Origin of the sequence: Pantoea sp. PSNIH1, from assembly GCF_007680655.1 — a bacterium.
Taxonomy (GTDB): Bacteria; Pseudomonadota; Gammaproteobacteria; order Enterobacterales; family Enterobacteriaceae; genus Pantoea; species Pantoea eucrina.
The window spans coordinates 155440-161582 of the sequence record NZ_VEIP01000006.1; the positions used below are offsets into that span (position 1 = coordinate 155440).

Below are 6143 nucleotides of genomic sequence, written 5' to 3' on the forward strand. Positions count from 1 at the left end.
CGCTGTAAAAGCGTTTACAATCATGCCAATCCCGACAGCAGGAGTGGATGATGAGTCAACGTGGACTGGAAGCGCTGTTAAGACCTAAATCGATTGCGGTAATTGGCGCCTCGGTAACGCCGGGGCGTGCCGGCTATTTCCTGATGCGCAACCTGCTGGCGGGCGGCTTTAGCGGCCCGGTGCTGCCGGTTACGCCAAAATATAAGGCGGTACAGGGCGTGCTGGCATGGCCCGATATCGCCAGTCTGCCTTTTGCTCCCGATCTGGCCATTATCTGCACCCATGCAAAGCGCAATCCAGAGCTGCTGCAGCAGCTGGGCGAAAAAGGCTGCAGAGCCTGCATTATTCTCTCCTCACCCGCCAGCCAGCTTGAGACGCTGAAAACCTGCGCCAGCCAGTGGCAGATTCGCCTGCTCGGCCCTAACAGTCTTGGACTGCTGGCCCCGTGGCAGGGGCTGAATGCCAGCTTCTCGCCGGTGCCCATCGCTAAAGGGCGTATTGCTTTTGTTTCACAGTCTGCCGCGGTCTCAAATACCATCCTCGACTGGGCGCAGCAGCGGAATCTCGGCTTCTCCTGGTTTATCGCGCTGGGCGACAGCCTCGATATCGATGTCGATGACGTGCTCGATTTTCTGGCACGCGACCCGAAAACCAGCGCTATCCTGCTCTACCTGGAACACCTGAGCGATGCCCGGCGTTTTGTCTCCGCCTCGCGCAGCGCCTCACGCAATAAGCCTATTCTGGTCATCAAAAGCGGACGCAGCCGGGAGGCGCAGGCGATGATTGGCACCCTGAGCGGCCTGGATGCCGCCTGGGATGCCGCAATACAACGCGCCGGCCTGCTGCGCGTGCAGGATACGCATGAACTTTTCTCTGCGGTTGAATCACTCAGCCACATGCGTCCGCTGCGCGGCGAGCGACTGATGATCGTCAGCAACGGCGCTGCGCCGGCTGCTCTGGCGCTGGATGCGCTCTATGCGCGCAGCGGTAAGCTGGCTTCGCTGGATGAGGCGATGCGACAGAGAGTAGCCTCACTACTGCCGGAGGGCGCTGGCCGGGGAAACCCGCTGGATTTAAAAGATGACGCCACACCTGCCCGCTACGTTGCCTGCATTGAACTGCTGCTCGACAGTCATGATTTTGACGCCCTGATGATTATTCACTCCCCCAGCGCGGTTGCGCCAGCGACCGAGACGGCGGAGCAGATTATTGCTGCACTCGCGCGTCATCCGCGCGGCAGGCAGATCACGCTGCTGACTAACTGGTGCGGTGAATCCTCATCCCAGGCGGCGCGGCGCGCCTTTACCCAGGCCGGCATTCCGACCTGGCGCACCCCGGAAGGCACCGTGACCGCGTTTATGCATCAGGTCGAGTATCGCCGTAACCAGAAGCAGCTGCGGGAAACGCCGGCGCTGCCACCGGGGCTGCAGCAAAACAGCGCTAAAGCGCATCAGCTGCTGCAGCAGGCACTTGACCGCGGTGTGACCACGCTGGATACCCATGAGGTGCAGCCTGTTATGCAGGCTTATGGTCTGACAACGCTGCCCGGCTGGATCGCAAGCGACAGTCAGGAAGCGGTCACTATTGCTGAGCAGACGGGCTATCCGGTCGCCCTCAAACTGCGCTCGCCCGATATCGCCCATAAATCTGAGGTACAGGGTGTGATGCTCTATCTGCGCAGCGCTGCCGAGGTGAAACAGGCCGCACAGGCTATTTTTGAGCGCGTGCGCAGCACGCATCCACAGGCGCGCGTCGATGGCCTGCTGGTACAGAGTATGGCCAGCCGGGCTGGCGCTCAGGAGCTGCGCGTAGTGGTAGACCAGGATCCGCTGTTTGGCCCGATTATCCTGCTCGGCGAAGGGGGGGCTGAATGGCAGCCTGATAAGCAGGCCGCCGTAGCGCTGCCGCCGCTGAATATGACGCTGGCGCGCTATCTGGTGATTCAGGCGATAAAAAGCGGCAAGATCCGCAGCCGCAGCGCGCTGCATCCGCTCGATATCGCCGGGCTGAGCCAGCTGCTGGTGCAGGTATCAAACCTGGTGGTGGATTGTCCGGAGATCCAGCGGCTTGATATTCATCCGCTGCTGGCATCGGCAGAAACCTTTACCCTTATTGACGTCACGCTGCAGCTGGCCCCTTTTAGCGGCGACAGCGAGGCGCGGCTGGTTATCCGCCCTTACCCACAGCATCTGGAGGAGCAGGTTGAGTTGAAAGATGGCCAGCACTGCCTGTTTCGCCCAATCCTGCCTGAGGATGAGCCGCAGCTGCGCGCTTTTATTGCGCAGGTGACTAAAGAGGATCTCTACTACCGCTATTTCAGTGAAATCAGCGAATTCACCCACGATGATTTAGCCAATATGACGCAGATAGATTACGACCGCGAAATGGCGATTGTGGCGGTACGCCAGCGGGAAGGCGCTGAAGAGGAGATTATCGGCGTTACCCGCGCGATATCTGACGCTGATAATGTCGATGCGGAGTTTTCAGTGCTGGTTCGTTCCGATCTCAAAGGGCTGGGTATGGGGCGACGGCTGCTGGAGAAGATGATTCGCTATACCCGCGATCACGGTCTGCAACAATTGAACGGTATAACCATGCCGCACAATAGCGGCATGATTACGCTGGCGCGCAAACTTAACTTTCGCGTGAATATTCAGCTTGATGATGGCATTGTCACGCTTAATTTACCGTTGATTGACGTCGTAACGCCGCCTGTAGAGAACGGTAAAAATCCTCCTCAACAGGTGAGTTAATGTTATTATTTGACGTTAGGATCATGATTTGATGGCAAAAGGCCATACAAATGAACAGAGAAGAAGTGCACTGTGATGTTGTCTAAATTTAAACGCAATAAACACCAACAACACCTCGCACAGCTGCCTAAACTGTCACAATCTGTGTCGGATGTGACCACGCTTTTTTCGCCCGCTGAGTTTCGCGAAACGCTGCTGGCAAAAATTGCAGCGGCAGAAAAACGCATCTGTATTGCTGCGCTCTATCTGGAAAATGATGATGGCGGCCGCAGTGTTATGGAAGCGCTGTATGCGGCGCGTCAGGCTCGTCCGGAACTGGATATCGCCATTCTGGTAGACTGGCATCGTGCGCAGCGTGGACGTATCGGTGCGGCGCGTGGCCTGACCAATGCTGACTGGTACTGCGAGATGGCTACCCGGCATCCGGATATTGCTATTCCGGTTTATGGTATTCCGGTTAATACGCGGGAAGCGCTGGGCGTCCTGCATCTCAAAGGTTTTATCATCGACGATACGCTGCTTTACAGCGGAGCCAGCCTGAATGATGTCTATCTGCATCAGCATGAACGGTACCGCTACGATCGCTATCAGCTGATTCATAATCCACAGTTAACGAATGCGATGTATGAGTGGATCGATGAAAACCTGAAACAGTCTGATGCGGTCAACCGCCTCGATCAGGCTGAGCGTCCTTCCAGCCCGGAAATCAAAAACGAGACGCGTCAGTTTCGCAGCGAGCTGCGCAGTTTTCATTATCATTTTACCGGCGATGCCGGTAACGATACGCTGGCGGTGACGCCGCTGGTGGGTCTGGGCAAGCGCAGCTTACTTAATAAAACTATTTTCCATCTGATGCCCTGCGCCGAGCAGAAGCTGACGCTCTGCACACCTTACTTTAATCTGCCTGCCATTCTGGTGCGTAACCTGATCCATCTGCTGCGTCAGGGCAAGGATGTCGAGATTATTGTCGGTGATAAAACGGCGAACGATTTCTATATTCCGCCGTCTGAGCCCTTCAAAGTGATCGGCGCCCTGCCCTACCTTTATGAGATCAACCTGCGCCGCTTCCTCAGCCGCCTGCAGTACTATGTTGATAACGGTCAGCTGACGGTACGCCTGTGGAAAGATGGTGAAAACAGCTATCACCTGAAAGGCATATGGGTTGATGATGAGTGGATGATGATCACCGGCAACAACCTTAATCCGCGCGCGTGGCGTCTGGATCTGGAAAATGCCGTGTTGATTCACGATCCGCTTAATCAGCTGGCGGAACAGCGCGAGAAAGAGCTGACGCTAATCCGCGAACATACTACGGTGGTGACTCACTTTCGCGAGCTGGAAAGTATCTCTGACTACCCTGCCAAAGTGCGCAAGCTTATCCGTCGTCTGCGACGTATCCGCATCGACCGGCTGATCAGCAGGTTGCTGTAAAATCGTGCGGGCGTGCATCCTCTGTATAGCGTTGCTGTGTAGCGGATGTGCGCATCAGGCGCAGGATAGCTGGACCGGTAAAGATAAAGCGCAGCACTATGTCGCCTCCGCGCTGCTTGCTGCCGCCGGCAGCGAAATTGCCCATCACCAGCAGCAGGATACCGCCCAAAATATGGGTTTTGGCCTGATGTTTTCACTCAGTTTTGGCGCGGCAAAAGAGCTCTATGACAGCCGTGCGGCAGGAAGCGGCTGGAGCTGGAAAGATCTGGCATGGGATGCCGCCGGCGCTGCCAGCGGCATCATGCTCTGGAATATCCGTCACTGACTACAGCGCAATTCCTTTTCCCTTGCGATGCAGCATAAGTGAGACCAGGAAAGAGAGCGCGCCCATGGCTGAGACATACCAGAAGAAGCTGGTTTCGATACCTTCTCTTTTCATCAGCAAAGCGACATATTCAGCCGAGCCGCCAAAAATCGCGTTGGCCACCGCATAAGAGAGTCCTACGCCCAGCGCACGCACCTCTGGCGGAAACATCTCAGCCTTAAGGATTCCGCTGATGGCGGTATAGAAGCTGGTGATAATCAGCGCCAGCATAACCAGCAGGAATGCGACCCAGTGACTCTCAGTATGCTGCAGCAGCAGCAGAACAGGTACGGTACAGGTTGCGGCGCCCGCGCCAAATATCATCATGGAAGCACGCCGTCCGATTTTATCTGATAGCGCACCGACAACAGGCTGGATCACCATAAAGACCAGTAACGCCCCCGTCATCAGACCGCTGGCACTGCGCGCGTCCATTCCGGCACTATTGACCAGATACTTCTGCATATAGGTGGTAAAGGTGTAGAAGCTCAGCGAGCCGCCGGCGGTAAAACCCAGCACCATAAAGAATGCGCGTGAGTGATTGCGCAACAGCCCGATCACGCTGCCCGCATCGCGATGCGTACGATGCGATTTCTCAGAGGTTTCATTGAGAGAGCGTCGCAGCCAGAGTGCGACGATGGCCAGTCCGGCACCGATGAAAAACGGAATACGCCAGCCCCAGCTGCGCAGCGCTTCATCATCCAGCAACTGTTGCAGTACGACTACGGTTAATACTGCCATTAGCTGACCGCCAATCAGCGTCACATACTGAAAAGAAGCATAAAAGCCTTTTCGCCCTTCCAGCGCGACTTCACTCATATAGGTTGCACTGGTGCCATACTCGCCACCCACTGACAGTCCCTGAAACATACGTGCCAGCAGGAGAATGATCGGCGCTGCTATGCCAATTTCGCCATAGCCCGGCAGGCACGCTATTACCAGAGAGCCCAGGCACATCATGCAGACCGAGATCAGCATGGAGGTTTTACGTCCATGTTTATCGGCAATGTAGCCAAACAGCCAGCCGCCAATCGGTCGCATCAGGAAACCTGCAGCGAATACCCCTGCTGTTTGCAGTAGCTGCGTGGTGGTATCGCCTGCCGGAAAAAAGACATGAGCAAAATAGAGGGAGAAAAAAGAGTAAACGTAAAAGTCAAACCACTCAACCAGGTTACCGGATGACGCACCGACAATTGCCCTGATCCTTTGCCGCGTTTCGGCTGCTGATACGGGCGGTCGGCTGTTTTGATGTTCCAGATGGGTCATGCTTTACCTCATTTCCTTGCGAAGAAAGAACGCGAAGCGGGTAGTAAAACATTAGTTTGCCCGGTAAGGGAATTGTCGCTGCTCCGGAATGAGACGCGATAATAAAGAATGAGGACAGGTGCCGCTGCTGGATATCAACCAGCCTGACCGCATCGCTGACTTTATCGCCAGCTGGCTGAAAAAAGCTTAAATTTTACTCATTTCTGCGTTTTCTGCAGACGTAAAAAAGCCCTGAACGTCTGTTCAGGGCTTTTTTACTTGATGGATGCCTGGCAGTTCCCTACTCTCGCATGGGGAGGCCCCACACTACCATCGGCGCTACGGCGTTT

General features: G+C 55.7%; 4 protein-coding genes. 3 read left to right on the top strand and 1 reads right to left on the bottom strand.

All coding sequences use genetic code 11. The features are described from left to right. Positions 1–50 precede the first annotated feature (50 nt). The 3 genes from FS690_RS14910 (at position 51) to FS690_RS14920 (ending at position 4509) form a co-directional block, all read left to right on the top strand. Complete coding sequence (locus tag FS690_RS14910; protein ID WP_039379780.1) at positions 51–2753, top strand: bifunctional acetate--CoA ligase family protein/GNAT family N-acetyltransferase; 2703 nt, start codon at positions 51–53, stop codon at positions 2751–2753. Positions 2754–2828: 75 nt separating this feature from the next. After that, entirely contained in the window at positions 2829–4184 is a 1356-nt protein-coding gene (pssA, locus tag FS690_RS14915; RefSeq protein ID WP_145339848.1) for a CDP-diacylglycerol--serine O-phosphatidyltransferase, read from the top strand. A 4-nt stretch (positions 4185–4188) separates the two neighbouring features. Continuing rightward, a complete protein-coding gene (locus FS690_RS14920; protein ID WP_108570367.1) occupies positions 4189–4509 on the top strand; it encodes a YfiM family lipoprotein in 321 nt (106 codons plus the stop codon). Here FS690_RS14920 and FS690_RS14925 read toward each other — a convergent pair whose 3' ends face one another. Continuing rightward, on the bottom strand, positions 4510–5814 hold the full coding sequence (locus FS690_RS14925; protein WP_108570368.1) for an MFS family transporter: 1305 nt from the start codon (positions 5812–5814) through the stop codon (positions 4510–4512). Between the last annotated feature and the right edge of the window lie 329 nt (positions 5815–6143).